This window comes from Stenotrophomonas sp. PvP093, assembly GCF_017876915.1.
GTDB lineage: Bacteria > Pseudomonadota > Gammaproteobacteria > Xanthomonadales > Xanthomonadaceae > Stenotrophomonas > Stenotrophomonas muris.
Map to the genome: position 1 here is coordinate 838,646 of NZ_JAGIOX010000004.1, position 25,768 is coordinate 864,413.

Annotated in this window: 21 protein-coding genes; 15 read left to right on the plus strand and 6 right to left on the minus strand. The window is 65.8% G+C overall.

Annotation, left to right across the window (positions count from 1 at the left end):
• The first annotated feature begins 204 nt into the window (after nucleotides 1–204).
• On the plus strand, nucleotides 205–3,123 hold the full coding sequence (locus tag J3A72_RS06495; protein ID WP_075076024.1) for a TonB-dependent receptor: 2,919 nt from the start codon (nucleotides 205–207) through the stop codon (nucleotides 3,121–3,123).
• A gap of 115 nt (nucleotides 3,124–3,238) precedes the next feature.
• On the opposite strand, the gene J3A72_RS06500 is transcribed toward J3A72_RS06495, so the two are convergent.
• A complete protein-coding gene (locus J3A72_RS06500; protein WP_006390068.1) occupies nucleotides 3,239–3,496 on the minus strand; it encodes a DUF2789 domain-containing protein in 258 nt (85 codons plus the stop codon).
• A gap of 106 nt (nucleotides 3,497–3,602) precedes the next feature.
• Between J3A72_RS06500 and J3A72_RS06505 the strand changes: the two genes are divergently transcribed.
• The 5 genes from J3A72_RS06505 to J3A72_RS06525 are packed head-to-tail and all read left to right on the plus strand — an operon-like array spanning nucleotide 3,603 to nucleotide 6,558.
• The gene (locus tag J3A72_RS06505; protein ID WP_075076023.1) at nucleotides 3,603–4,190 is read left to right on the plus strand and encodes a biliverdin-producing heme oxygenase; all 588 of its coding nucleotides are present in this window, start codon (nucleotides 3,603–3,605) and stop codon (nucleotides 4,188–4,190) included.
• 31 nt (nucleotides 4,191–4,221) lie between these two features.
• Nucleotides 4,222–4,689 carry a YbaN family protein gene (locus J3A72_RS06510; RefSeq protein ID WP_053495203.1) on the plus strand — a complete coding sequence of 156 codons (468 nt, stop codon included), beginning with the start codon at nucleotides 4,222–4,224 and terminating at the stop codon, nucleotides 4,687–4,689.
• Nucleotides 4,676–5,404, plus strand: coding sequence for a tonB-system energizer ExbB (gene exbB, locus J3A72_RS06515; RefSeq protein WP_014648318.1), 729 nt, complete (start codon nucleotides 4,676–4,678; stop codon nucleotides 5,402–5,404). Before J3A72_RS06510 ends, exbB begins: the two co-directional genes overlap by 14 nt.
• A 9-nt stretch (nucleotides 5,405–5,413) precedes the next feature.
• A complete protein-coding gene (gene exbD / locus J3A72_RS06520; protein WP_075076022.1) occupies nucleotides 5,414–5,839 on the plus strand; it encodes a TonB system transport protein ExbD in 426 nt (141 codons plus the stop codon).
• Nucleotides 5,836–6,558 (plus strand): energy transducer TonB, encoded by a 723-nt coding sequence (locus tag J3A72_RS06525; RefSeq protein ID WP_014648316.1) that lies wholly within the window; start codon nucleotides 5,836–5,838, stop codon nucleotides 6,556–6,558. Before exbD ends, J3A72_RS06525 begins: the two co-directional genes overlap by 4 nt.
• A gap of 78 nt (nucleotides 6,559–6,636) precedes the next feature.
• Here J3A72_RS06525 and J3A72_RS06530 read toward each other — a convergent pair whose 3' ends face one another.
• The gene (locus tag J3A72_RS06530) at nucleotides 6,637–8,664 is read right to left on the minus strand and encodes a sodium-translocating pyrophosphatase (RefSeq protein ID WP_075076021.1); all 2,028 of its coding nucleotides are present in this window, start codon (nucleotides 8,662–8,664) and stop codon (nucleotides 6,637–6,639) included.
• 355 nt (nucleotides 8,665–9,019) lie between these two features.
• On the opposite strand from J3A72_RS06530, the gene J3A72_RS06535 reads away from it, so the two are divergent.
• Nucleotides 9,020–9,523, plus strand: coding sequence for a hypothetical protein (locus J3A72_RS06535; protein WP_075076020.1), 504 nt, complete (start codon nucleotides 9,020–9,022; stop codon nucleotides 9,521–9,523).
• A 74-nt stretch (nucleotides 9,524–9,597) separates the two neighbouring features.
• Here J3A72_RS06535 and J3A72_RS06540 read toward each other — a convergent pair whose 3' ends face one another.
• From J3A72_RS06540 to J3A72_RS06550, 3 genes are all read right to left on the minus strand, one after another.
• Nucleotides 9,598–9,987 (minus strand): DUF488 family protein, encoded by a 390-nt coding sequence (locus J3A72_RS06540; RefSeq protein WP_140222838.1) that lies wholly within the window; start codon nucleotides 9,985–9,987, stop codon nucleotides 9,598–9,600.
• 120 nt (nucleotides 9,988–10,107) lie between these two features.
• Nucleotides 10,108–10,902, minus strand: coding sequence for a hypothetical protein (locus tag J3A72_RS06545; protein WP_046432358.1), 795 nt, complete (start codon nucleotides 10,900–10,902; stop codon nucleotides 10,108–10,110).
• Between the two features lie 165 nt (nucleotides 10,903–11,067).
• Nucleotides 11,068–12,324: a 6-phosphofructokinase gene (locus tag J3A72_RS06550; protein ID WP_057495204.1), complete on the minus strand. Its 1,257-nt coding sequence runs from the start codon at nucleotides 12,322–12,324 to the stop codon at nucleotides 11,068–11,070.
• 136 nt (nucleotides 12,325–12,460) lie between these two features.
• Here J3A72_RS06550 and J3A72_RS06555 point away from each other — a divergent pair, with 136 nt between their 5' ends.
• From J3A72_RS06555 to J3A72_RS06565, 3 genes are all read left to right on the plus strand, one after another.
• Nucleotides 12,461–13,024 carry an adenylate kinase gene (locus J3A72_RS06555; protein ID WP_032956019.1) on the plus strand — a complete coding sequence of 188 codons (564 nt, stop codon included), beginning with the start codon at nucleotides 12,461–12,463 and terminating at the stop codon, nucleotides 13,022–13,024.
• A gap of 331 nt (nucleotides 13,025–13,355) precedes the next feature.
• Complete coding sequence (mpl, locus tag J3A72_RS06560; protein WP_049440504.1) at nucleotides 13,356–14,720, plus strand: UDP-N-acetylmuramate:L-alanyl-gamma-D-glutamyl-meso-diaminopimelate ligase; 1,365 nt, start codon at nucleotides 13,356–13,358, stop codon at nucleotides 14,718–14,720.
• Nucleotides 14,717–15,295 (plus strand): LON peptidase substrate-binding domain-containing protein, encoded by a 579-nt coding sequence (locus tag J3A72_RS06565; protein WP_032956024.1) that lies wholly within the window; start codon nucleotides 14,717–14,719, stop codon nucleotides 15,293–15,295. The genes mpl and J3A72_RS06565 overlap by 4 nt, the downstream gene beginning before the upstream one ends.
• 177 nt (nucleotides 15,296–15,472) lie before the next feature.
• Here the strand turns inward: J3A72_RS06565 and J3A72_RS06570 are convergent, their stop codons facing one another.
• On the minus strand, nucleotides 15,473–17,470 hold the full coding sequence (locus tag J3A72_RS06570) for a bifunctional DedA family/phosphatase PAP2 family protein (RefSeq protein ID WP_032956026.1): 1,998 nt from the start codon (nucleotides 17,468–17,470) through the stop codon (nucleotides 15,473–15,475).
• An 85-nt stretch (nucleotides 17,471–17,555) separates the two neighbouring features.
• Between J3A72_RS06570 and J3A72_RS06575 the strand changes: the two genes are divergently transcribed.
• From J3A72_RS06575 to J3A72_RS06595, 5 genes are all read left to right on the plus strand, one after another.
• Entirely contained in the window at nucleotides 17,556–18,218 is a 663-nt protein-coding gene (locus tag J3A72_RS06575; RefSeq protein ID WP_032956028.1) for a serine/threonine-protein kinase, read from the plus strand.
• Nucleotides 18,215–18,721 (plus strand): DUF2867 domain-containing protein, encoded by a 507-nt coding sequence (locus J3A72_RS06580; RefSeq protein ID WP_075076018.1) that lies wholly within the window; start codon nucleotides 18,215–18,217, stop codon nucleotides 18,719–18,721. The genes J3A72_RS06575 and J3A72_RS06580 overlap by 4 nt, the downstream gene beginning before the upstream one ends.
• Nucleotides 18,722–18,958: 237 nt before the next feature.
• Nucleotides 18,959–24,139: an RHS repeat domain-containing protein gene (locus J3A72_RS23215; protein WP_049420881.1), complete on the plus strand. Its 5,181-nt coding sequence runs from the start codon at nucleotides 18,959–18,961 to the stop codon at nucleotides 24,137–24,139.
• Nucleotides 24,140–24,146: 7 nt separating this feature from the next.
• The gene (locus J3A72_RS06590) at nucleotides 24,147–25,163 is read left to right on the plus strand and encodes an RHS repeat-associated core domain-containing protein (protein ID WP_075076017.1); all 1,017 of its coding nucleotides are present in this window, start codon (nucleotides 24,147–24,149) and stop codon (nucleotides 25,161–25,163) included.
• Nucleotides 25,160–25,666 carry a hypothetical protein gene (locus tag J3A72_RS06595; protein WP_041863781.1) on the plus strand — a complete coding sequence of 169 codons (507 nt, stop codon included), beginning with the start codon at nucleotides 25,160–25,162 and terminating at the stop codon, nucleotides 25,664–25,666. Before J3A72_RS06590 ends, J3A72_RS06595 begins: the two co-directional genes overlap by 4 nt.
• The last annotated feature ends 102 nt before the right edge of the window (nucleotides 25,667–25,768 follow it).

Consider the following 25,768-nt stretch of genomic DNA (forward strand, 5'->3'; position numbering starts at 1 on the left):
GTGCCGACCAACGGTCGGCACCCACCACTGCAACCAGCCACGCAACCGTCGGCACCTGCTTCGACTGCAAATCCCCTTGGGGTTGCCACGCTTTCATCCGTCTTACTCCGCGAACGTACCCGCCGCCGCCACGTACGTCGCCGTGTCCGCCCGTGTTGCGGATGACGCCGCGTTCGCGGCACCGATTACCTGACAGGTTCCCCCATGTTCGACTTCCATCGCCCGGGCCGCGTGCTGCGCCCGTCCCGCCTGTGCATCGCGTTGCTCGCCGCCGGCCTGGCCAGTGCCGCGCCGTCCGTACTGGCGCAGAGCGCCAGCAGCGACCACGCGGCCGTGCTGCGCTTCGATATTCCGGCGCAACCGCTGGATGACGCGCTGCGCAGCTACATGCGCCAGTCCGGTGTGCAGGTGGTCTATCCCGCATCGCTGGCACGTGGCGTAACCTCTCGCGCGGTCGGCGGCAGCCTGTCGGCCAACGAGGCGCTGCAGCAGCTGCTGCAGGGCAGTGGCCTGGCAGTGCGCCGGGTCAGCGCCGATGCGGTCACCCTGGAAGCGGCAACGCCGTTGCAGGCCGACAGTGGTGTGATCGTCACCGACACGCTGAGTGTGGCCGGCGACCGCGTCGGGAGCGGCGCGACCAGTGATGAAGCACGCCTGCTCGACAGCTATCGCAGCGTGGGTTCGACCACCACGCTCAATCGCACGCATCTGGAGCGTTTCCGCGGCACCTCCAACGGCGACATCGTCAAGGGTGTGGCCGGTGTCACCGCCGGTGATCCGCGCGTGGGCAACGGCTTCGACGTCAACATCCGCGGTATCCAGGGCCAGGGCCGCGTGCCGGTGATCATCGACGGTGGCCAGTCCAGCATGGATACCTACCGTGGCTACGCCGGCCAGTCGCAGCGCACCTACCTCGACGCGGACCTGATCTCCAGCCTGACCATCACCAAGGGCCCGAGCCTGCAGGCCAACGCGTCCGGTGGCATCGGCGGCGTGGTCGAGATGGAGACGTTGAAGATCGGTGACGTGCTGCGCGAGGGCCGCGACGTCGGCGTGCGCGTGCGCGGCGGCCTGGCCAATGGCAGTGCCAACAGCCTGCCGTCCTACAGTGCGGCACCGCGCACCGATCGCAGCGCCACCGGCAGCCAGTTCTTCAACGTGGCCGCCGCAGGGCACTGGGACCGCTTCGATCTGGTCGCCGCCTACGCCTACCGTGACAACGGCAACTACTTCTCCGGCCGCCATGGCTACGACGACTTCCCGCAGGATCGGCGCACGCTGGCGCCGCTGAATCCGCCGCGCACCGAGGTTTTCAATACCTCTTCGCGCTCGAAGTCGGCGCTGCTCAAGGGCACCTGGCGCATCGACGACACGCAGACGCTGGAAGCCGGCTATCGCCGCTATGAAGGCACTGCCGGCGAGATCATGGCCTCGCAGATCATCCGCGTGGATCGTGACCGCATTCCACAGTGGGATCCGGGCCACGTCGACATGGACAGCTACAGCCTGCGCTACCGCTTCAATCCGGACAGCGAGCTGATCGACCTGCGCGTCAACGCCGCGTACACCGACACCGACAGCGTGATGTACAACAGCCTGACCGGCATCACCCCGTGGTACTTCGACCGCCGCACCGAGTGGTATGACGCGCCCAGCTTCAGCGGTGACCCCGGCTACAAGGATGCCTACCGCAATCCGCTGCGGCACAAACGCTTCGGCCTGGATGCCAGTAATACCTCCAGGTTCGACACCCGCGCCGGTGCGTTCACCCTCGACTACGGACTGTCCTACAGCGACGAAGACATCGCGCCGGGCAGTTCGGGGCCGGTCATGCACGATGACCTGGTCAACAACCGTTTCCTGCGCAACGCCGAGCGCAAGGAGTACAGCGCCGTGGCCTCGCTGAAGTGGCAGCCCGATGAGCACTGGGAGCTGCTGGCCGGCGGCCGCTGGAACCGCGTGGATGTACATGACCGCAACCGCCTGGCCACGCCCGATGCCTATGAAGTGCAGGGACAGTACCGCTACACCGAACTGCTCAATGGCAACCCAGCGCTGCCGTCGTGGCGGGCCAAGCGCATCGCGCTGCTGAACTGGTACCCGGATGCCAACGGCAACTTCACCCGGGAATCGCTGCTGGCCTCGCCGTACAAGAAGGGCACGGTGGCCGACATCGGTGGCTGGAACTTCTACGACGCTGGCAAGGCGCAGGATCTGGAAGTGCCGGTCAGCTGGAGCTGGTCGCAGCCGATCCGCCGCCGCGACAGCGCGTTCTCGCCGACCGCCAGCGTGGCCTATCGCTTCAGCGAAGACACCATGGTCTACGTGAAGTACGCCGAAGGCACCAAGCTGCCGAGCTTGTTCGAGACCACGCTGGGCCTGTTCACCGCCGCCAAACCGGTGGGCGAGCTTAAGCCGGAGCGCGCGCGCAGCTGGGAAATCGGCGCCAGCACCCTCCGCTACGACCTGTTCACTGCCGGCGACCGCCTGGCGCTGAAGCTGGCGTATTTCGATACCCGTATCGACGACCTGATCACCCGTGACTACCGCACGCTGTCGGCGGGCCTGATCCGCAACGTCGACCAGTTCAAGGTCTCGGGCATGGAGTTCCAGTCCAGCTATGACAGCGGCAAGGTATTTGCCGATCTGTCCGCGCACTACTACTTCAAGGCCAAGACCTGCGCGCCGGACATCGCCGCCGAGCGCCGTGCCTATGGGGCGCAGCGCAGGAACGGCGAGCTGGCCAACACGCCCGACTGCGTGGACGGCGGCTTCGAGGGCTCGTACACCAATACCCAGAACCCACCGCGCTACATGGTCAACCTGACCCTGGGCTCGCGCCTGTTCGACGAGCGCCTGACCTTCGGCACCCGCGTGGTCCACAACGCCGGCCCGATCAGCAAGCTGGACAAGGACTGGAACGTGGGCCTGTCGGCGATCCAGCAGCTGTACCGGCCAACCACGCTGGTGGACCTGTTCGCCAGCTGGAGCTTCAACGACCAGCTCTCGGTGGAAGCCGGCGTGGACAACCTGACCGACCGCTACTACCTGGACCCGCTGGCCCTGGGCGTGATGCCGGCACCGGGCCGCACCGCCCGGCTGGCGTTGACCTGGAAGTACTGATCGGTCGCGGATGAGCGCTGGGGTCGGATCCCTTTCCTCCGGAAAGGATGAACGGCGGGGTCGGATCCCTTTCCTCCGGAAAGGGCTCTGACCCCACCAGCGGGGGATACCCCGCTTACAGCCCCGTCGCCGCCTTCACCGCGTCCTCGTGCAGCGACTCGTTCAGCTCATCCACCACGGTGGTCCATGCCGCATCGGCCTGCAGCGACTCGGACAGGAACTGGCGCTGCGCATCGTTCCAGTACGGTGCCTCGACCACTTCCACATCGGTGGCCAGCTGGTGCTCGCGGATGAAGCGGGCGATGCCCTCGGCGCTGGCGTCCAGGCCCAGCTGCAGGAACAGGTTGGTCATGCGCGGTTCGGTGGTGATCATCGTCGGTTCCTGCGGTAAGAAGGGATGCGCCATTATCGGCGCACATAGCCTTGGGGAAAGCCCCGTGGCGAACGTCTACAGCAGGACGACCCCCTTGGCATCCCCCATGAACGCACACATCGCCCCTGAAGACAGCCGCAGCCTGCGGCTCAAGGCCGCCACCCGCGACAGCCATGGCGCCCTGGACAAGCGCATCATGGCCGGTGACATCTTCGCCGACCGCAGCAACTTCGCCCGGTTCCTGCGCGTGCAGTACCGCTTCCATCGCAGCATCGATGCGCTGTATGCCAACCCTGCGCTGGACGCACTGCTGCCGGACCTGGGCGAGCGCCGCCGCCTGGCCCAGGTGGCGCGCGACCTGCAGGATCTGGAGCAGACGCTGCCCGGGGCCGACATCGCGGCGTTGCCGTCCGATCTGGAACTGCCCGCCGCGTTGGGGTGGCTGTATGTGGCCGAAGGGTCCAACCTGGGCGGCACCGTGCTGTACAAGATGGCCGCCAGGCTCGGCCTGGATCGTGATTTCGGCGCCCGCCACCTGGCCGCGCATCCGGATGGCGCGGCGCGCCACTGGCGCGAGTTCACCGCTGCGCTGGACGCGGTACCGCTGAGTGCCAGGCAGGAGCAGCAGGTGATCGATGCGGCCGACGCCGCGTTCCGCAGCGTGCACGGCCACGTCGAAGTGGAATTCGCCTGATGCCTGGTGCCCGCCTGCGGATGCAGCGCTGATGCGTTGGCTCTGGTTCGCGCTGGGATGGTTGATGGTCGGCCTCGGGGTGATCGGCGCGTTGCTGCCGGTGATGCCGACCACCATCTTCCTGATCCTCGCCGTGGGCTGCTTCGCACGCAGCTCGCCGAAGTTCGAGCAGCGCCTGCTGGCGCATCCGCGCTACGGCCCGTCACTGCGGCTGTGGCGTGAGCAGGGTGCGGTGTCGCGCAAGGGCAAGGCATTCGCCAGTGCCGGCATGGCCGTCGGTTTTGCGCTGTTCTGCTGGGGAGCGCACCCGTCGTGGCGCCTGCTGCTGGGCGTGGGCCTGTTCTTCGCGGTCAGCGCCGGCTACGTGCTCAGCCGACCCGCGCCGCGGCTGCAGCCCCATCCGGTCGTGGAAGTGGACGACGCCAATGATCCGCGTGCGACCCGCCGTCGCGCAGCGACCCCTGATGCTGATGGAAACCGAGACGATGCTGCCTGCTGACCTGGCCCCTGTGGCCGCCCCCGCATTGACCCCGTGGGGCATGTACCTGGCCGCCGACGTGGTGGTGAAGGCCGTGATGATCGCGCTGGCACTGGCGTCGCTGGCCACCTGGACCGTGCTGCTGGCCAAGGGCTGGGAGCTGGCGCGGCAGGCCCGGCAGCTGCGTGCGGCACGCGCGCTGTTGCTGCAGTCCGCACAGCTGCCGACGCAGAGCGAAGAAGCGACCCTGCAACAGGGCGCTGCACTGACGATGCTGGACGCTGCACGCACCGAACTGCGCCTGTCGCAGGAGCTGGACAGCCACGACGGCATCAAGGAGCGCGTCGCCTCGCGCCTGGAACGCATCGAGCTGGAAACCGCGCGCGTGCAGCGGCGCGGTATCGGCGCGCTCGCCAGCATCGGCGCGGTGGCGCCGTTCGTCGGCCTGTTCGGTACGGTGTGGGGGATCATGAACAGTTTCATCGGCATCGCCCACAGCAACACCACCAGCCTGGCGGTGGTTGCGCCCGGCATCGCCGAGGCCCTGTTGGCGACAGCGCTCGGCCTGGTCGCGGCGATTCCCGCGGTGCTGGTCTACAACCATTTCAGCCGCGTGCTGGCCGGCCTGCGGGGGCTGCTCGGCGATCTGTCGGCGGCCGTGCAGCAGCTGGTGTCGCGCGATCTTGATCGTGCCGTCCCGCGTGCCGCTGCGGCGCCGCTGCGCGCGGTGCACTGAGGCGCGACGATGGCGATCAGGACCGCGTCCGACCGCGACGATGCCCCCGAAGAAGCGCACGAGATCAATGTCACGCCCTTCATCGACGTGATGCTGGTGCTGTTGATCATCTTCATGGTGACCGCACCGCTGGCCACGGTGTCGGTGCCGGTGCAGCTGCCGGCCAGCAGCGCCAATGCCGCGCCGCCGGAACAGGCACCGGTGTACGTGACCGTGCAGGCCGACCTGTCGCTTCGCGTTGGCGAACAGGCCGTAGCGCGCGACGGGCTGGCGGCTGCATTGCAGGCGGCCACTCACAGTGACACCGCGCAGCGTATCTTCCTGCGCGCCGATACCCACGTGCCCTACGGCGAACTGATGGCCACGCTGGATGCATTGCGTGCGGCCGGTTACCTGAAGGTGGCACTGGTCGGCCTGGAGCAGCGCACGCAATGAGCGGACTGCGGCGCTGGGCGACCAGCCTGGCGATCGTACTGCTGGTGCACGCGCTGCTGATCGGCGCGGCCTGCTGGTGGGTGGCGCGCGCACCGGTGCAGGCTGCAACGGCTCCCCCGGCAGCGCTGACGCTGGAGCTGGCGCCGATGGCGCAGGCACCGCCGGCGCCGCCGCGCGAGGTCGCCACCGGGCCGCTGCAGCAGCAACAGCAGCGGCAGCAGGCGCCAGCGCCAGCCGTGCGTGAGCAACCCAAGGCACCCGTGCAGCCGCAGGGTGAGCTGCCTCCGCCAGAAGCGCCGGAACCAGCGCCCGCGCCGGACAGCGCCGATGCCAACGTCGCGCAGACCAGCGCACCGCCGCAGGTGGCCGCCGACGCTGCCGCACGCTACACCGCGCCGCAGACCACGGCGGGTGAGCGCAGTCGTGCCGAGGCGACCTGGGAAGGACGCCTGCTCGGGCACCTGCAGAAGCACCGGCGCTATCCACGCCAGGCCGAGCGGCTGCGCCAGCAGGGCGTGGTCTACGTGCGCTTTGCCGTGGCCCGCGACGGTGTGGTTTCGGCGGTGGTGCTGGGCCGCAGCAGCGGCTTCGCGCTGCTCGACCAGGAGACGCTGGACACCGTGCAGCGGGCCAGCCCGCTGCCGGCGCCGCCGGCCGAAATGGCCGGCGACCCGGTGGAAGTGATGGTGCCGGTGTCGTTCTTCCTGCGTGGGCGGTGATTGACGGTGGGGTCGGATCCCTTTCCGCAGGAAAGGGCTCTGACCCCATCGAGGCCGTCATCCACGCATGGCGCGGATCTACAACAGCGGCACCAGCAGCAGCGCCACGATGTTGATGATCTTGATCAGCGGATTGATCGCCGGGCCGGCAGTGTCCTTGTACGGATCGCCGACGGTGTCGCCGGTCACTGCCGCCTTGTGTGCCTCGCTGCCCTTGCCGCCGAAGTGGCCATCCTCGATGTACTTCTTGGCGTTGTCCCAGGCACCGCCGCCGGTGGTCATCGAAATGGCCACGAACAGGCCGGTCACGATGGTGCCGATCAGCAGGCCGCCCAGCGCGCGTGGCCCCAGCAGCAAGCCGACCACCACCGGCACCGCCACCGGCAGCAATGACGGCACGATCATTTCGCGGATCGCCGAGCGGGTCAGCATGTCCACCGCCTTGTCGTACTGGGGCTTGCCGGTGCCCTGCATGATGCCGGGGATCTCGCGGAACTGGCGGCGTACTTCCTCCACCACCGCACCGGCGGCGCGGCCGACCGCTTCCATCGCCATCGCACCGAACAGGTAGGGAATCAGGCCGCCGATCAGCAGGCCGATGATCACCGTGTGGTCGCTGAGATCGAAGCGGAACTCCTGGCCGGGATTGGCCGCCTGCAGGTTGTGGGTGTAGTCGGCGAACAGCACCAGTGCGGCCAGCGCCGCCGATCCGATCGCATAGCCCTTGGTCACTGCCTTGGTGGTGTTGCCCACTGCATCCAGCGGATCGGTGATGTCGCGGATCTCCGAGGGCAGCTCGGCCATTTCGGCGATGCCACCGGCGTTGTCGGTGATCGGGCCGTAGGCATCGAGGGCGACGATCATGCCGGCCATCGACAGCATCGCAGTAGCGGCGATGGCGATGCCGTACAGGCCGCCCAGCGCGAAGGCTCCCCAGATCGCCGCACACACCGCCACCACCGGCAGCGCGGTGGACTTCATCGAAATGCCTAGGCCGGCGATGATGTTGGTGCCATGGCCGGTGGTCGAGGCCTGCGCCACGTGTTGCACCGGCTTGTACTGGGTGCCGGTGTAGTACTCGGTGATCCACACGATCAGCCCGGTCAGCACCAACCCGATCAACGCGCAGCCATACAGCGCCATCGGTCCATGCACGTTGTCAGACATCAGCCCGGTGGTGATCGGATAGAACGCAACCGCCGCCAGCACGCCGGAGACGATCACGCCCTTGTACAGCGCCCCCATGATCGAGCCGCCCGGCTTCACCTTGACGAACAGCGCACCGATGATCGAGGCGATGATCGATACGCCGCCCAGCACCAGCGGGTAGAGCACCGCGTTGGCGCCGGCCTCGGCCAGCATCAGGCTGCCCAGCAGCATGGTGGCGATCACGGTCACCGCGTAGGTCTCGAACAGGTCGGCGGCCATGCCGGCGCAGTCACCGACGTTGTCACCGACGTTGTCGGCGATCACCGCCGGGTTGCGCGGATCATCTTCGGGAATACCGGCTTCGACCTTGCCGACCAGGTCGGCGCCGACGTCGGCTCCTTTGGTGAAGATGCCGCCGCCCAACCGCGCGAAGATCGAGATCAGCGACGAACCGAACGCCAGCCCGACCAGCGCGTGCAGCGCCTGCTCCATCGGCAGGCCCATGCGCAGCAGCAGTGCGTAGTAGCCTGCCACGCCCAGCAGGCCCAGCCCGACCACCAGCATGCCGGTGATCGCGCCGCCGCGGAAGGCGACGTCCATCGCCGCGCTGATGCCCTGGCGCGCCGCCTCCGCGGTGCGCACGTTGGCGCGCACCGACACGTTCATGCCGATGTAGCCGGCGGCGCCGGACAGCACCGCACCGACCGCGAAACCAATCGCGGTGTACCAGCTGAGGAACACCCCGACCAGCACGAACAGCACCACGCCGGCGATGCCGATGGTCAGGTACTGACGGTTGAGGTAGGCACGCGCACCTTCCTGGATCGCGGTGGCGATCGCAACCATGCGCTCATTGCCGGTGGGTTGGCGCAGGATCCAGCGCGCCGAGACGATTCCGAACAGGATCGCGAGAATGGCGCAGCCCAGCGCCAGTGACAGCCCGTGACGTTCCAGCATTAGACCCCTCCGCAGAATGGATGTAGGCATCCAGTGGCGATGAACGGCACCACGAGGGGGACGACGGGCTGCAGCCTGGAACCAACCCGTACCGACCTTGGTGGTCGTCCGACGTATGGCGGTGTTCAGCATTCCCTGGTGCCCGCAGTATGCGTGCCGCTCTTTGTAGAGTCGAGCCATGCTCGACTGGCCCGTGGGAGCCGCGCCGCATGACCCGTGGGCGCCCTGCCAATGAACGCGTCGACATGCGCGCGGACCCGCCGCCAGGCAAGGGCATGATTTGCGAGCCACCGGCCTTTGCACCCCGTTAAGCCAGCCTCTGCAAGCCTGCGCGGAGTCCCGATGGAGATCCCCCATGCGCCTGTCCCTGTTGATGCTCGCCGCCCTGGCCCCGGCCGTGCCGGCACTCGCTGCGGAAACCCCGGAGCTGCAGCGTGCCGTGGGCGCACCCCAGGCGGTGGGCGCGGTGCATACGCTGCGGCAGATTCCCGAGGCCTGCGCACGCCTGGAAGGTGCGTTCACCGGCGATGCCGCCGCCCCGTACCGCTTCTCCGCCGTGCGTACCAGCGAGCAGTGCCAGCCACGTGCGCGCTTCGTCGACTACACCAAGGCACAGCCGAGTGCCGACAAGGGCTGGAAGCTCAACGATGTGATCCGCGTGCCCAACGCGGCATGCCCGGCGCAGCAGGCGGTGGTGCGGGTGTGGCGCCTGCCGTCGAGCAACAAGATCGAGCTGGATGGGCAGGGCCAGTCGCGCATCTATCTGGAAGAGGCCAAGAAGCAGGCGGCAGCCGGCCAGATTCCGCAGGTGACGATGTTCGCCGCGCAGCTGCAGATGGAAGGCAAGGCCTGCAATTGAGATGATGCGTGCGCTGCGCCCACGCAGTCGTCCACGGGTGGTAGTGCCGGCCGCTGGCCGGCATCGGGCTGATCTCACTCCGCCAGCGTCGCCCCGCGCGCCACCAGCAGCTCGCGCAACGCCCTGCGATGGCAATGCGCTTCGTCCTCGCAGTAGCAGCCCACGCTGAGGTCGCTGTGCTGCGACATCGCGGCCAGCAGGTCCAGCGCGTGCGCGGCATTGGGCGCTTTCATCTCGGCCTTGTAGTGGCGGAAGAACGCAGTCCAGTCGGCGGCGGTCTTCGCCTCATGGGCCTGTTTCACCAGCTCCGCGCTGGGTGACAGAGTCGGGAACCAGACGTCGTACCAGTCCCGTTTCGCGAATTCGCTGCGGGGCACGCCGCGCGGTGGTCGCCGCACGGTGCCGATGCGCAGGCCCTCACCGGGTTGGCGCGGGCTGCCGAGACGAACAACACGCAGTGCCATGATGACCTCCAGGCGGGGCGTCCATCATCCTGCGATGCACGTGCGCCAGGCGTGAACCGCTGGGGAAACGAAAAGGCCCGGGCGCCTGCGCACCCGGGCCTTTTCCCATGCCGGCAGCGGTCAGTTGCCGCGGCAGTCCTTCAGCCACAACACCCGACCGATCTGGTCGTAGCTGTCGACCACGCCGGTCAGCGTGACTTTCTCGCGCGGGCGCAGGGCCAGCGCATACGCGGCCTGGTTGGCTGCGAACGAGCAGGAAATGGCCACACGCTCAAAATCGATGCTGCCATCGCTGGGCAGGTCGAAGCTGGTGTTGTAGGTGCCGCCACTGCGCAGCACGGTGGTGATGCGACCGGTGATGGCGTAGGTCTTGCCCTTGTAGCGCGGCTCGACCGCGGCCGGGTTGTCCTTGTTCTGGTTGCGTAGCTGGAAGCCGAAGCGGTCGGCGGCAATGGTCACCACCGAGGCCTGCGGAGTGGCCTTGGCCGCCTGTTCGCCCGCCTTGCCTGGCTTGATCTGGTTGAGCAGCTTGCACATTTCTTCGCGCACGCCGTCGGCCGGGGCGATGGCGCCCTTGTTGACCTTCACCACCATGCCGACGGTGCCCTGGCCGCCTTCGGAGGTGGCACTGATGATCATCGGAATCGGCTTGTGGGCCATGGATTCCGGCTCTTCGATCAGCATCGAGCCGCCTTCCACGTCCTCGCTGAGGACGTCCATGTTGGCGTTCTTGGCGATTACCCGCATCTGGCCGATGGCGCTGGCCACGGTCAGGTCAGGATGGGTGACCGATGAAGTGAAGGTAGTGCCGACGAAGGGATTGCCCTTCTTCTGGAAGTTGCTTTCGCAGGTCGCAGCGAAGGCCGGCGCGGCAGCACCGCACAGCAGCGCGGCGATCAGGATCGGGTGCTTCATGGTTACAGTCCTTGTGAAATGGCAGCACGGGCCCGGGCCTTGAGGGCCGGGCAGCGTCGAATCTGGCTTGCAGCGGCCCCTTTGCCCCGGGCCGGAGCCCGATTGTGGGGCGCTTCGGCGGCCGCCGCAATGCGCCCTGTGCGCCGCACAGGACGCAGGCACACTTCAGCCCTCGAAGGCCGGCAGCTTCTGCTTCACCGCCACGTTCTTCAGTGTCACGTACTTCGGCAGGCCGTCGGTGCCATAGGGAAGCGGCGCTTCGCCCTTGATCAGCGGCGACAGGTAGGCGCGCGCCTTGGCGGTGATGCCGAAGCCATCGCGGCGGATGAAGCCGGCCGGCATCTTCTTTTCGTGGTTGGCGATCTTCGACAGCGGGGCCGCTTCGATCTTCCAGCGATAGGGCGCATCGCTGCTGCGCACGATCACCGGCATCACGCCGTTCTGGCCCTTCAGTGCCAGCTGCACGGCGGCCTTGCCGACCGCCTGTGCCTGCTCCCAGTCGGTCCTGCTGGCCAGGTGGCGGGCCGAGCGCTGCAGGTAGTCGGGCAGCGCCCAGTGCACCTTCAGGCCCAGCTGATCCTTGACCCGGCCGGCCAGGTGCGCGGCCACGCCGCCCAGCTGCGCGTGCCCGAACGAGTCCTTGCCACCGCCGGCATCGGCAACGAAGCGGCCGTCGGCCGTGGCAATGCCCTCCGAGGCCACCACCACGCAATAGCCGACGCGCTCGACCACCGCCTTGACCCTGGCCAGGAATGCGGCCTCGTCGTAGGCGCGCTCGGGCAGCAGGATGATGTGCGGTGCTTCGTCATCACCGTTGCCGGCCAGGCCGGCGGCGGCGGCCAGCCAGCCGGCATGTCGGCCCATCGCCTCGTAGATGAAGACACGGGTCGAGGTCTCGGCCATCGCCGCGACGTCCAGCGCCGCTTCGCGCACCGAGACGGCGGTGTACTTGGCGGCGGAGCCGAAGCCGGGGCAGGTGTCGGTCACCGCCAGATCGTTGTCGATGGTCTTGGGCACGCCAATGCAGGTCAGGTCGTAGCCGGAGGCCTTGGCCAGCTGCGAGACCTTCAGCGCGGTATCGGCCGAGTCGTTGCCGCCGTTGTAGAGGAACCAGCGCACGTCGTGCGCGCGCAGCACCTCCAGCAGGCGGTCGTAGCGGGCGCGGTCGGCGTCCAGCGATTTCAGCTTGACCCGGCACGAGCCGAAGGCACCGCCCGGGGTATGGGCCAGCGCGCGGATGGCCGCGGCACTCTCCTTGCTGGTGTCGATCAGCTCCTCGCGCAGGGCGCCGAGGATGCCGTTGCGGGCGGCCAGGACCTTGATGCCCTTGGCCCGCGCCTGCTCGATCACCGCCGCCGCCGTGGCGTTGATGACGGCGGTGACACCGCCGGACTGGGCATAAAGGAGAGTACCGTTGCGCATGCTTCTACCTGCTCGGGGGAGGGGACATTGCAGGGACATTACCCGGATGCGGTAAAGTGGCGCTATTGCGGTGCAGCGATACCGGGCCGTCCGGGACGCGAACCTTCTTTGTTTTCAACACGTTGGAGTCAGGTCAATGCGATTGGTTCTGTTGGGACCGCCCGGTTCGGGCAAGGGGACACAGGCGACGCGCCTGAAGGAAAAGCTGGGCATCGCCCACATTTCGACCGGTGACATGCTGCGCGCGGAAATCGCCGCCGGCACCGAGCTGGGCAAGCAGGCCAAGACGGTGATGGATGCCGGCAACCTGGTGTCGGACGACATCCTGCTGGGCATGCTCGAGTCGCGCCTGACCCAGGCTGATGTCGCCAAGGGCTTCATCCTCGATGGCTACCCGCGCAACGTGGCCCAGGCCAATGCGATGGACGGCCTGCTGGCCAAGATCGGCCAGCCGCTGGACGCCGTGGTGCAGCTGGACGTGGCCACCGAGCTGCTGGTGGATCGCATCGCCGGTCGTGCCAAGGAGCAGGGCCGCGCCGATGACAATCCGGAAGCGGTGCGCCAGCGCCTGCAGGTCTACAACGAGCAGACCGCCCCGGTGGTCGATTTCTACGCCGGCCGTGGCACCCTGGCCCGCGTCGATGGCGTCGGTGAGCTGGACGAGATCGAAGCCCGCATCCTGGCGGCGATCAAGGCCTGATCCGGCCGGGCCGGCGCGAATTGCCGGCTCCCCGGGCGCAAAAAAACACAGGCCTGGTCCGCGAGGATCAGGCCTGTGTCGTTTGACAGGCGCCAGCGAAGGGCTTGCTCAGGGCCCCGCAGCATGAGCTCCCTTGGGGATGGCCTCTTGGGGAGTAGGACCGGTTCGGGTACTGCGGCTGGCAGTTCGAATTGTGTCCGGGTTCACAGAACATCGCTATCGGGAATTCCCTGATAGCTGATTGGAGTTTTCTCACATCCCGTGTAGGGGTTGTCTTACCCGATAGCGGACATTGGCCCTATACAGCCGTCATCGGTCACAATCCTCGGTCATGAGCAGCGTACATATCCTTGCAATTGCCGGCACCTTCATGGGCGGCGTGGCCGCCCTGGCGCGGGAACTCGGGCATTCCGTCAGCGGCAGCGACCAGGCCATCTACCCGCCGATGTCGACCCAGCTCGAACAGCTGGGCATCACCCTGGACCAGGGCTACCGTGCCGACAGCGTGCCGGCCGGCACCGACGAGGTAGTGATCGGCAACGCGCTGTCGCGCGGCAATGCCGCCGTGGAAGCCGTGCTCGATGCCGGCCAGCGCTATATATCCGGCGCGCAGTGGCTGTCCGAGCAGGTGCTGCCGGGCCGCGACACGCTGGCCGTGGCCGGTACCCATGGCAAGACCACCACCACCACCATCCTGACCTGGCTGCTGGAAAGTGCAGGGCGCTCGCCGGGCTTCCTGATCGGCGGTGTCGCCGAGGATTTCGGAGTCTCCGCGCGCCTGGGCCAGGGCCGCGAGTTCGTGGTCGAAGCCGATGAGTACGACACGGCCTTCTTCGACAAGCGCAGCAAGTTCGTGCACTACCGGCCGCTGGTGGCCATCCTCAACAATCTTGAATACGACCACGCCGACATCTTCCCGGACGTGGCGGCGATCCAGCGCCAGTTCCATCACCTGGTGCGCACGGTGCCGGCGCGTGGCCGCCTGATCGTCAACGGCGAGGATCAGCACCTGGCCGAAGTGCTGGCGATGGGCTGCTGGACCCCGGTCGAGCGGTTTGGTTTCGATCCGTCGTTGGAGTGGCATGCCGAGCTGCTGGCCGCCGATGGCAGCGCGTTCCGCGTGCACCATCGTGGGCAGGCGCTGGGCGACGTGCAGTGGTCGCTGCTGGGCCGCCACAACGTGCTCAACGGGCTGGCCGCGCTGGCCGCTGCGCATGCAGTGGGCGTGGCGCCGGCCACGGTGATCCCGGCGCTGGCGCGCTTCCGCAGCGTCAAGCGCCGCATGGAAGTGATCGGCAGCCATGGCGGCATCACCGTCTACGATGATTTCGCCCATCACCCCACCGCGATCGCCACCACGCTGGAAGGCCTGCGTGCCAGGGTCGGCGATGCGCGCATCGTGGTTGCGATGGAACCGCGCAGCAACTCGATGCGGTTGGGCGCACATGCGCAGGCACTGGCACCGTCGCTGGCGCTGGCTGATGAAGTGGTGTTCCTGCATCGCCCGGAACTGGCCTGGGATGCCGCTGCGGTGATCGCTGCGGTACGTGGTGACGCCCACGCGGTGCCGGATACCGACGCATTGCTGGCGCAGCTGCAGTCCAGCGTGCGCAGTGGCGACCACGTGGTGTTCATGTCCAACGGTGGCTTCGACGGCGCCCCGCGCCGCTTCCTCGCCGCGTTGCAGGCCCGATGAGCGTCGACAGCCCGCTGCCGCTGTTTCCGCTGCACACCACGCTGGTGCCGGGTGCGGCGGTGGGCCTGCGTGTTTTCGAGCGCCGCTATCTGGACCTGGTCCGCGACAGCGGCCGCAGTGGTGAGGGGTTCGGTGTCTGCCTGATCCTCGATGGCGAGGAAGTCGGTGCACCGGCGACGCCGGCGGCCTATGGTGTGCAGGTGCGCATCGAAGACTTCGATGTCGGTGCCGATGGCGTGCTGCAGCTTCGCCTGCGCGGCACCCGCCGTTTCCATGTGGAGCGTACCCGCGTGCGCGACAACGGCCTGGTGGTGGCCGACGTGCGCTGGTGCGAGGAAGACCCGGACGACGAACTGCGACCACAGCACGCGCTGCTGGCCACGGTGCTGGGGCACATCATCGAACAGGCCGGCGAGGCCTATGCGCCGTCCAACCCGGCGTTGCTGGACCAGGCCAGCTGGGTCGGCTGGCGGCTGGCCGAGCTGTTGCCGCTGAGCGAGCAGCAGCGCCTGCAGCTGCTGCAGATGGACGACCCGCACCAGCGATTGCAGCAGTTGCTGGGCTGGATGCCGTAGCAGCCTGCCTTGGGTGGGTGTGCACCTTGGTGCACACGCTGGGGCATGCGTGGAATGCCATCCACGCACGGCGTGGACCTACTGTAGAGCCGAGCCTTTGCTCGGCTTGATGGTTCCCGCGAAGAGCAGCCGAGCATGGGCTCGGCTCTACAGTGGGTGATCGCGCACCGGTGCCGGTCAGGGCGTTGTGGTCTTCAACCGCAGCACCGGCAACCCGGTTTCGCTGTGCACATCCTCGCGCTGCGGCAGGTCCTGCACGGCGTCCTTCACTGCGTTGAGCGCCGGGTCGACGCCACGCAGCGGGTGCCACATGCCGATCCACTCGAAATGACGCTCGTAGCGCAGGGTCTGCGCACTGCCCAGCCATAGCGGCGTATTGCCCGGTTGCAACTGCGCAGGGGCTGGCCACAGGCGCAGTACGTAGCGCTCATCGCGGCGTGTACCCGGGCGCACCATCAACAGCGCTTCCACGCGCGTGTCCAGCGTGGCTGGCAGCACCGGCAGTTCGTCGGCACCCGTGTTCTTGTCCAGCATCAGCAGCGCCTCCTGCCAGCCGGCCTGTTCCTGCCGCTTCCAGCCGCGTGCTTCCAGCTGCGCCTGCAGCGGGGCCAGCGGGCCCGCCACCTGCACGTCCAGCGGCCAGCGCTGGTCGTCGTCGAACTCGTTGCGGCGCGCCGGCAGTGTCGCCCAGTCGTGCTGCCACCAGGCCTGCATGTCCATCGCCTGCGCCGCCGGCAGGGTCGGCTCGAAGCGTTCCAGCTTCACCGGAATGTGGCGCGGCGCGTACCACATCGCCGCCACGGCGAAGACACCGTAGAACAGCCACGCCACCGGCTTCACCCAGAACGAGCGGTTGAAGCGGCGGCGGTAGGCGATGCCCAGCACCAGCAGCCAGAACGTACCGAACAGCATGCCGCCGATCACATCGCTCAGCCAGTGCGCGCCCAGGTACAGGCGCGAGAAGCCGATCAGGCTGACCACGATGCCCGACACCAGGTACGGCCAGACACGGGTGCGGCCAGGCATCTCGCGGGCGATCAGCACCGCGAAGAAGCCGAAGGTGATGGTGGCCATGGTCACCGACACCGACGGGAAGCCAAAGCCACTGCTGGCATCGACCGGTCGCACCACATCCACCGTTGCGCCGAGCAGCATGGTCAACGCCAGGCCGAAGGCAAGCGCGGCCAGCCAGTGCGCGGCTGCCATCCAGCGGCGGCGCCAGATCAGGTAGCCCATCGCTGCAGCGGTGGCCGGCAACAACACCTGCCAAGCGCCCAGCGATGCCAGCGCGGCCATCGGGTAATCGGCCAGCGGATTGCGCAGCGCCAGCATGGCCTGGTGCACCAGCAGGTCGATCGCCAGTGGCTCGCCATGGGCGACCACCACGGTCAGCAGCGCGAACCAGCCCCAGCCCAGCACCAGCAGCATCAGCGCCAGCATCGCCAGCGGCACCGACTCGCGGCGCTTCGGGTCCAGCACACCAACGGTGTAGCGGCCCAGCGTCGGGTGCCGGTTGGACCAGTCCAGCAGCCGCGCCAGCCAGTTGTCCATGCGCGCGGCCGACCAGCGGTAGCCGTACAGCACGATGGCCCAGACCAGGCCGAGGATCACTGCCAGCAGGCCGACCACCACCACCAGTCGCCCTGCGACGGCGGCCACCGCGTCGTAGGCCTCGCCGAGCACCCAGCCCGGTGCCAGGAACAGCACCGCCCACGAAATGCTGGCGATGCCACTGGCCTGCATGTAGCGGCTGGCCGGCATTTTCATCATGCCCGCGATGGCCGGCACGAACGGCCGGATCGCGCCCACGTAGCGTGCTACCAGGATGCTCTTGAAGGCATTGCGGCGGAACAGGTTTTCGCCGCGGTCGAGCAGCTGCGGGTAACGGCTGAAGGGCCACACGCCACGCAGGCGGTCACCCCAGCGGCGGCCGATCCAATAACTGATGCCATCACCGGCGAATGCGCCCAGTGCGGCTGCGGCCACCGCGTACGGCCCGGAGATCTGGCCCAGCCCGATGAACACGCCCACCGCGAACAGCAGCGGCAGGGCCGGCACGATGGCACCGAGAATGATCACCGCATCGCAGAAGGCGATGAGGAAGATAACGGCACCCGCCAGCACGGGGTGAGCGGCAATCCACGCGAGGGTGGCGTCGATCCATGAAGAGTCCATTGCCCGATTATAGGGGCGTGAAGGTGACTGGTTCCCAGCCGCTTGGTGACCGTTTGCAACGGGCGCCATCGCCTAGAATGGGCACATGCCGCATTCGCCAGACACGCCCTCGCACGCCCTGAAGGCCGACAGCTTCGGTCGCATCCTCCTTGTGGAAGGGCCGGCCGGCCCCTTTGTACGCCGTGATCTGGGCGCCACACCACTGTGGTTGCGGCTGCCAGCCTGGTGGCTGGCCCGCCGTGAAGCACGCGCACTGCGCCACATCCACGGCATGGCCGATGTGCCGCAGCTGCTGGCGTGGGATGGACGTCATCTCGACCGCAGCTTCATGGCCGGCGACGCCATGTACCAGCGTCCGCCTCGCGGTGACCTGGCCTGGTTCCGCGCCGCGCGTCGCCTGCTGCAGCAGCTGCATCGCAATGGCGTGGCCCACAACGATCTGGCCAAGGAAGCCAACTGGCTGGTCACCGACGATGGCCGCCCGGCGCTGATCGACTTCCAGCTGGCGGTGATCGGCAACCCGCGCTCGCGCTGGATGCGCCTGCTGGCCCGTGAGGACCTGCGCCACCTGCTCAAGCACAAGCGCATGTACTGCCGCGAGTCGCTCACCCCGGTGGAAAAGCGGGTGCTCAAGCGCACCTCCTGGGTGCGCGAGCTGTGGTTCGCCACCGGCAAGCCGGTCTACCGCTTCGTCACCCGCCGCATCCTGCATTGGGAAGACAACGAGGGGCAGGGGCCGAAGCCGTGAGCCGTACGCAGGTGGTGACCGGCCCGCCGAGTGCAGGCAGCATCCTGCGCCCACAGCTGGCTGGCGCCGACTTCGTGCACGCCTGCCAGGCGACGACCCGTCGTGATGGGCGCTCGGCCTTGCAGGCCTATCGCGACATGGCGGCGACCATTCCCGGCTGGTTCGATGGGCTGGTGGCACTGCGCAATCGCGGCATGCGCCTGCTCGGCATGAAGCACCTGGGCTCGTTGCGTGCGGTACAGGACATCGCGCAGCCGCGTCCGGGGCAACGGCTGGGCATCTTCACCCTGCAGTCGCTGGATGACGATGCCATCGTGCTGGAAGACGACGACCGCCACCTGCGTGTGCAGCTGGCCCTGCAGTGGCAGGGCGATGTGCTGGAAGTGGCGACGGTGGTGCATACGCACAACGCGTTCGGGCGTGTGTACATGCTGCCGGTCGCACCGGTGCATCGGCTGATCGTGCCGCATCTGCTGAGGAAGCAGGTGCAGGCGTACCGGTAGATCCACGCCATGCGTGGATGCATTAAGCAATTCAATGGTCGCGTGCAAGTGCCAGATGATTGCCGTTGACGACCCCTTCCATCTGTTCGCAGCGCTCGCCTAGAATCAGGAACGAGAGAGTCGCATGGAAGCAACGTCGCGCCGTCCTGGCGCGGCTACGCATGCGGACGCGAGGGGAAAATTGTGAAGCGAGTTGCTGCTTGGCAGTGCCGTGTTGCTACGGCACTGACGCTGTGCGTGGTCGCAGGTTCGGTCTCGGCAGTCGAGCCCTACCAGGAATACCGCAAGCTCATTGAGTCCGCCCAGAACCTGACGGCGCTGAAGGATGATCTTTTCGGCGAGAGCGTCAGCCTCTACAACGGCAAGACTGAATTTGCCGTCACCGACGTCAGCCTGCCAGGCAACAACGCCCTGCCGGTGCAGATGCGGCGCCGGTTCAGTGTCGAGATGGACCTGGTCGGGAGTGGCAGCTTCAACGCCAGTCTCGATGGTGTGGGCGGCTGGGAGGTCGACACGCCGTACATCACCGGCATGTTCCCCGGCGCGAGCGCCTGGCTGAACAATCGTTGCAGTGGCGACATGGTGCCTCAGTGGCCCATTTCCTTCCGGCTCAACGAAGTCTGGCAGGGCAACATGATCCATGTCCCGGGTGGTGGTGATCGCACCATGTTGGGGGCCTGGAACAACACGCCGATGCCGACAGACGGCGTTGCACGCAAGTGGAGCACCTCGCATCGCGATGCCATCGACTGTATTCCAATGAAGTCGGGTCTGGCTGGCGAGGGCTATCGGGTCAGGACCACCTCGGGCGAGTCGTACTTCTTCGATACCGCGTTCACGCGCTTTGGCGGCACGCTGGAGCGCTCGGGCGGCGAAGGAGACAGGACCAAGATCGCTCGCACGCGCATCTACCTCATGGCCAGCCGTGTAGAGGACCGGTCGGGCAACTGGGTACAGTACGAGTACAACGGCAACGGTCACCCGACCCGGATCTGGTCCAGCGATGGCCGCGAGATCACGCTGGCCTACAGCGGCACGCTTCTGGTGTCGGTGACTGCCGCGGGCCGTACCTGGAACTATGGGTACGGTCAGGTCGAAGGCCAGAACCGCCTCACCGCAGTTACCCAGCCCGATGGAAGCACTTGGTCCTACGCCTACTCCAGCGCGCTGCGCGCCTGGGAGAAGGTGAACTGGGACGGCAACAGCAACGAGACCTGTCAGGAGCAGCCGCCGGAGCGTGACGGTACGCTGGTCATGACCATCAAGCATCCGTCCGGTGCGATGGGTGAGTTCCAGTTTTCGAATGGTCGCCAGTACCGCAGTGGCGTCCATGCCAGCGAGTGCATCCGCCGGATCGCACAGTCGGCGTACTACTACGAAATCGTCACCCCGTTTTTCTACGACGTAGTCTCGCTGAGAGCCAAGAAGATCTGGGGACCGGGCCTGCCGAAGGTGCTGCAGTGGAGCTATGACTATGGCAGCGGCTACGAGCCGCTCTGGGGCGGCGTGGGCGGTGCAGCCATCTACCCCTGCACGACCTGCAAGAAGGAAAAGCAGGTCACGATCTCAAATCCCGACGGAACCCGCACGGCCTACCGCTATGGCTCGCAGTACGCGCTGAATGAAGGGCGGCTGCTGGGTAGCAGCGTCATTGACGCGGCCGGGAATGTGGTCAAGAGCAGCACCTCGGTCTACATGACCGAAGACGAAGTGAAATCACAGCCATTCGCCCCGCTTCACGGGATGATCTACAGTGGCGACGAGCCGAGCACAGCTCAGGTGCGGCCGGTCGTGGCCGAGGCCATCCAGCAGGATGGCGTGACCTACCAGACCAGCATATTGTTGTTCGATGATCTGGCTCGCCCGTTGCGTGTCAATAGCGCCAGTCCTTTGGGCAGCCGCACCGATGCCACTCAGTATGCGGACGACCGAAGCAGATGGATTCTGGGCGCGATCGCGAAGGTCACCAACGAGAATACCGGCGTGGTGGTCGAGCAGACGACGTTCGATGGCCTGATGCGGCCCACGGAAGTGCGTTCGTATGGGTTGTTGAAGCAGGTACTGGGCTACAACCCTGACGGAACCGTGGCCATGGTGGATGACGGTCGTGGCAATCGCACTACGCTTTCCGGCTGGAAGCGCGGCACGCCACAGCAGATCCAGTTTGCCGACGGCGCTGTGCAGTCGGCGGTGGTGGACGACAATGGCTGGGTCAGCAGCGTTACCGATGAGAACGGTGCAACCACCCAGTACGGCTATGACGCAATGGGACGCATGGCCACCATCGACTGGCCGGCGGGCGACAGTGTGGCTTGGGCACGTACGACACAGAGTTTCACCGCCATCAACGGCGACGAGTACGGTATCGGAGCGGGTCATTGGCGGCAGACCGTCGCAACCGGAAACGCGCGGCGCAACGTCTATTTCGATGCCTTCTGGCGTCCGCTGCTGACTGAGGAATATGACGAGTCCTCGCGTGGCGTGACCCAGCGCTACCAGAGGTTTGCCTACGACGAAGCGGGTCGGCAGGTGTTCGCCTCGCACCCTGGCGAGTCTGCTGTGCTGAGTACAGGTACATGGACCGGCTACGACGCGCTGGGGCGACAGACCTCGGTGTCCGTCGACAGCGAGGCCGGTCTGCTGACATCGCTGACCAGTTATCTGGCGGGTGGCGGCTTGAAAGTGGTCGACCCCAAGGGCAATACGACGCTGACCACTTTCCAGGCGTTCGGTGCGCCGTCGACGGAATCCCCGGTGTCGATCATTCACCCGGCGGGCGCGTTCACCGATATCGATCGCGACATCTTCGGCAAGCCGCGCTCGATCGTGCGCCGCAACCAGGACGGCAGCGCCCGGATTGCCCGCAATTATGTGTATGACGGTCATCAGCAGCTCTGCAAGAGTGTGGAGCCGGAGACCGGCGCAACGCTGATGGGTTACGACGCAGCGGGCAATCTTGCCTGGAGCGCAGCTGGCCTGGACCTTTCCAGCACCACGGCATGCGACGCTGATGCTGGACCGGTTGCGGCCCGCAGGATCGTTCGTGGCTACGATGCGCGCAATCGGCTGTCGACACTTGCGTTCCCGGATGGGAATGGCAACCAGGGCTGGACGTATACAAGGGACGGCAAGCCGGCCACGGTGACCACGGCAAACGATGCGGGGACGACGCAGGCGATCAACACCTATACCTACAACAAGCGTGGGTTGTTGACGGCCGAAACCTCCAGTGACAGTACCCTCGGCATCCAGTCGCTGGGATATGCCTACAACGCCAATGGCGCACTTTCAGGCCTGACCTATCCGAGTGGGCGCTTCGTTGACTATGCGCCCAACGCGCTGGGCCAGCCGACCAAGGCGGGAGGCTACGCCTCAGGGGTGACTTACTACGCCAATGGGGGCATGAAGCAATTCACCTATGGCAATGGCATCGTGCACACGATGGCGCAGAACCAGCGCCAGTTGCCTACCCGGGTGGTCGACAGTGCCGGAGCGCTGGACACGACCTATGAGTACGACGCCAATGGCAACGTCGCGCGTATCGTCGACAATCTGGACGGGCAGCGCACGCGCACCATGGCCTACGACGGACTGGATCGTCTGATTCAGGCCACCTCGCCTTCGTTTGGCGGAGATGGCGTGTACCGCTACACCTACGATGCTGTGGACAACCTGCGTTCGGCCGCGCTGACCGGTGTCAAGGATCACGTCTATTGGTACGACACCCATAACCGGCTTACCAACGTACAGAACAGTGGAGGCGCCACCACTCTGGGCTTGAGCTACGACGCACAGGGCAACCTCTCCAGCCGCAACGGCGTCGGCTACAGCTTCGACTTCGGCAATCGCCTGCGCAGTGTGGCCAGCGCGGAGCGATACCGATACGACGCACATGGCCGGCGCATCCTGTCGGCGGGCGCCAATGACGGTGCCACCATTCGATCGCTGTACGGCAACGACGGTGTGCTGCGCCGGCAGGAAAATGCCCGGGAGGGCCGCAATACCGAGTACATCCACCTCAATGGCAGCCTGGTGGCGCAGGCCATTCAGGTCGTCGCGCCGGTTACGCCGGTCCTGACCGCGCCCGCGTTCAGCAACAACGGTGCCTATGCACTGCAGTGGACGGCGGTGTCTTACGCCAGCCGTTATGAACTGCGAGAGCAGGCAGCTGGCGGAGCTTGGGCCACGATCTACAACGGCGCCGAACGTAGCTGGAACACGTCCGCGAAGGCGGAAGGAACGTTTGGCTACGCTGTCCGCGCTTGCCAACAGGACAGCTGCAGTGGCTGGTCGGCGACGGCCAGTGTCGTGGTGCAGCGTCCTCCTGCGGCAAAGGCTGCTGTAAGCGCGCCCGCAACGGCATTCAATGGCAGCTACAGCATTACTTGGACGGAAGCGGCGGGCGCGGCAACCTATCGCCTGCAGGAGCAGGTGGGAGCGGGCGCCTGGCAGACGGTGCAGGAGAGCGCGGCGCGCAGTCTCGCGGTCTCCGGCAAGCCGGCCGGGACGTATGGGTACCGGGTCTTTGGCTGTAACCCAGCGGGCTGTGGTCCTGAATCAGATGTTGCCCGGACCCAGGTGATCTATCCGCCTGCAGCGGCACCTTCGCTCAACGTGCCGGGGCAGAGTCTCGATGGCAACTATACGATTGCGTGGAGCAGCGTCGACGGCGCATTGCGCTATGCACTGGAGGAGAGCTTCAACAATGGTGCATGGGCACAGGTTGCCTCACTGGCCAGCACCAGTCAGGCATTCGGTGGCAAGGGGACCGGCAACTATGCCTACCGCGTCCGGGCCGGCAACGATGCGGGGTGGGGCGTGTACTCGGCGACGAGTGTTGTTTCAGTGATCCGGCCACCGGCACCGCCCAGCCTGAGTGCGCCCGCAGGAACCTCGTCGGGCAGTGTCACGTTGAATTGGACGGGCGTTGCCATGGCGGCCAGCTACCTGCTGGATGAGAGTGTCAATGGCGGAACCTGGACGGCGGTCCAGAACGACGGTTCGACCCAGTCGCAGCGCAATGGTCTGGTGTTCGGCAACTACGCCTATCGCGTAAGGGCATGCAACATCTCTGGCTGCAGTGACTTCTCCAACACGGTGGTCGTCGCTTCCAATCCGCCCCCGGGTACGCCGCAGTTCATTCATTCCATCAAGTCGCAATGGAAGGAAGGGCGCGCCACCAAAATCTCCTGCGAGGTGAAGTGGACCAGCATGCCGGGTGCAACCAACTACGAGATGATGGCCTACGGCGGAAGGCTCGAGTATTCCGGTCCGGAGAGCTCAATCGAAGCTCAGGGCGCGGTCTACTGCGCGGAAGTACAGATTGTGCGCGCCTGCAATGCCAGCGGTTGTTCAGCCTGGTCCAACCCGTATCCGCAGAGCGTTGTGGATTACGGCGACCTGACCAACCCTCGGTGACCTGAAAATGAAGATCAAGAAAATTCTGGTTGGTGTCGCTGTTCTGTTGGGACTGTTGCTGGGCACAGTGAGTGTTTCGGCGCAGGAGATCGTCCAGTATGTGCATACCGACGCGCTGGGTTCCCCGGTTGCCATCTCTGATGCCAACGGCGCGATCGTCGAGCGCACCGTTTATGAGCCCTATGGTGCGACCGTAGGTGATGCGAAGGGGGATCACCCGGGATTCACCGGGCATGTGTCGGACTCGGCGACGGGTCTGACGTACATGCAGCAGCGGTACTACGATCCGTTGGTCGGGATATTCCTATCGACAGATCCGGTCGACGTGGGCTTGGACAACGGAGCCCTATTTAATCGATACATGTATTCGGCACTGAACCCCTATACTTTCGTTGATCCAGATGGCCGCTGCACTGGCTCTAGAATCACGAATAGTGACGGTACTTGTAAGAGTACCGGTGGGAACACGACGGCCACTGGGCCGACATCATCTGACTCCGCGATTCCGAGGGCGCCATCCTCTGGCTCATCTCCGAGCGTGGCATCTGGCGGAGAATCAAACTCCAACTGGCAAGAGATAAAGTCGCGTCTTGGCTTGTCGGGAGATTTGACAAAGAATGGAAACATCTTTGACGTCGGTGCCCTTTTTCATGATATCGCGATACCCGCAATGTACTCGCGGGGCGGCGGAGGGCTGGCTTCTGTTCCTGCTGCAATTCCAATGCTTGCTCGATTCAATTTTGCGGTACGAGCAGAGCATGTATTTAGAAGCGCCGCAGGGCATGTGAATCCCACTACGGTTGCTTCACAAATGAGATTTGTTGGTCTTTTCCAGCGTGTCAGCTCAAACCCGGCGAACCTAAGGGTGGATGCGGTTGCCGCGCGGCTAATGACGCAAGATGCAGCCTCTGCCGGTGTCAGTACGTACACTCAGACGATGAGGGGAGGGGCGCAGGTTTGGGTTCATGTGCGGAATGGTGAGATAGTCAACGCAGGCGTTAATGCCGCCGGAAAGGTAAGATGATGATTGATTCTGATGAATTGACTGATGTGGCGAAAACTCTTGCCTGGTACAAGAGTAATTTCTTCGAGGGCTGTGAAGAGAGCTTTGTTGCGGATTTTATGGTTTTTTGTTGGCAGGCGGTTGATCCCGGTCGCGTTGCTTCGCTGGATTTAGATGATGAAACTGTAGATGCATGCGCCGACATGCTCTCTGAGTTGAAGCTCTTTGTTGATGAGAGATGCGGGGAATGGGGGGCGCCTGCTTTCTGGAGGCGCTATATCGATTGGGCGGACTACGCCGCAGATTTTCCGCTTGATGAGTGCAAGCGGTTTATGCGAGAGACTGTTGGTTATCTTGAGCCTTCATTTTTCGTATTTACGACCACCGGCGGCACTGAGATGAGGTCCGAAGCAATGACGATTTTTGCCGAATACTCGCAGTCCCGCAAGGCGCGGGCTGCCTATGTTCGATCGGTAATTGAAAGTCGGCTGACGACTGACTCCTTCTATCAGCGATCCCGTTGATTCTCTCTGTCGCGAGATGCGAGAAACTGCTGCTGCGGTCGTCGTTCGGCTTTGTGGTCAGGGCAAAGCCGATATGTATGCTTTGCGCGGTCGATGTCGCCG